Here is a 1,877-nt window from a genome sequence, read left to right on the forward strand (position 1 = left end):
TACGATAATCTGATTAGATTATCATCTCACACAGGTCATTTTGGATCGGTGAAAGGTGGACATTTTAAATCGGTGCTGACAAAGTTGCTTGAAGTCAAAATCCCCACTCTTTATGACTACTTCAAAGGGATCATTAAAGTTATCGACTTCACTAAACCAAAGATAGCTTTCGGCCAAACCTCGAAAATTATGTTCCTCATCGCTAAAGAATCGATAAACCTTGTTTATTTTTTGCATATTCTTTTTTAAGGTTTCTTCCATAGATATAACACCTAGCTATTTTGAATTAAACTAACGAGCCTGTAGAAAATCTAAGAATGAAGCCACAATGCCTTGATTGTTAATGAATGAAACCTGCTTCAGCTTTCTACAGACATATCGCTTGATGATTCGGTGGTTTATTTATCCGCTAATGGCTTAGCGAGCATTGAAGGCATCATGGGGCGAAAATGCCCCGTTGGTCTGTCACCCATACTTTTGCACCTTCTCCATTCGTTGTTGCAGTTTTTCCCCGCCAAACCCATGAATCTTCTTCAGATTATGGAGGGCACACATAAGCTGCCACTGCCCATTGACCTTGGGGTGTCCCCGTAATGTGAGTTCTGATAACCCCATCGCCTGCATATGGGCGATGGGGGTTCGGCAACCGAGAGCCGCTTGCTGTAAACCCGTTTGCCAGCCTGGCTGTCGATCTTGTCTTTCATGGTTTGCAGAACATCCGGTTTCTGCTGGTCGACTACCTCCTTATAAAAGAAGGCGACAGAACGCGGCCTTTTCTGGTCGGAGCGGCGCAGGCGCTGTGCCTTCATCGGACAATCCCGGCAATGATGTACATAACCGCAGAATTGATAAGCAGGCTTCCCGCCAATCATCGCCTTAGCGCTGCTAAGCCACATGGGTTTCCCAGCCGGACAGGAACAGGTCATGGTGCGGGTATCGAACCGAAAGTCTCGTGTCGTAAAGCGTCCGGTGGCAACCGTTCTGCCTCGTTTTCTGGCCAGTGCCGCCCGTTCCTTTTTATGCTGAACCCGGTAACGCCCGGCCTGATCAAAGTCAGGATCACGCTGGCGGTATTGGTTGTCAGCGATATAGGCACCCACGTTTAGCCTGGTCAGGGCTTCCAGGTTCTCCCTGGAATGAAAACCACTGTCCGCGGTTATCCTGGCTGTTTTGAATATATCGCTATGTCCCAGCCAGCGACACTGGGCATCAATCGCTTTTACCGTCGGGATCAGGGTCGATTGTTCAGCACCATGGCCATAGGCTTCCCCATGAATAATGACCTGGTGCTTGCTGTCGACAGCCGCCACACCACAGTAGCTCTGGATAACCCCTTTGGCGGTCTTCATCTTGGCGCTGTCCGGGTCGGTCACATTGCCTTTAAGCGGCTGGTTACGTTTATTGGTTCGCTCTGGCTGTTCCTTCAGGAACGTCTTGATGCGGCGTGAGGCTTTTTTCAGTGTCTCAATACGCTGATCATCGTCTTGTTGATGCTGAGGATTCACCTGTTCATGAGCATCGTGTTCCCGACGGTGTCTCAACAAACGGGAAACGGCTTTCTCCAGCTTTTTCTTTTTACCTTTAAGCTCGCTGTGGGTACCGCTCCATTCCTTGCTGGCGTTGGACGACATCTTGCGACCATCAATGGCAAACATGTCCTTACCGATCAGACCGAGTTGGTCACAGATCATCAAAACCTGAATAAACAGTTTACCCACCGGCTTATGCATACGACTGATAAAGTCGGCAATGGTCGTTAAGTGCGGCTGACTGTCGGCGGAAAGCGCCATGAAGGCAGGGAAAACGCATGAAACCCCTTGCTATGACTGAGCTCAAGGCAGATTGTGATCTGCTGAAAACAGGTTAACCCTCTCATC

The 1,877-nt window shown here is 49.0% G+C and carries 1 protein-coding gene and 1 pseudogene; one reads left to right on the plus strand and one right to left on the minus strand.

Translation table 11 applies throughout. The features are described 5' to 3' along the window. A partial coding sequence (locus ABD892_RS10845) for a hypothetical protein (protein ID WP_345195655.1) occupies positions 1 to 249 on the plus strand: 249 nt, incomplete at its 5' end. A 216-nt stretch (positions 250 to 465) separates the two neighbouring features. Here ABD892_RS10845 and ABD892_RS10850 read toward each other — a convergent pair. Continuing rightward, positions 466 to 1,790: pseudogene (locus tag ABD892_RS10850) on the minus strand (transposase). Positions 1,791 to 1,877 lie beyond the last annotated feature (87 nt).

The sequence above is a fragment of the Kistimonas scapharcae genome, assembly GCF_039540975.1.
GTDB lineage: Bacteria > Pseudomonadota > Gammaproteobacteria > Pseudomonadales > Endozoicomonadaceae > Kistimonas > Kistimonas scapharcae.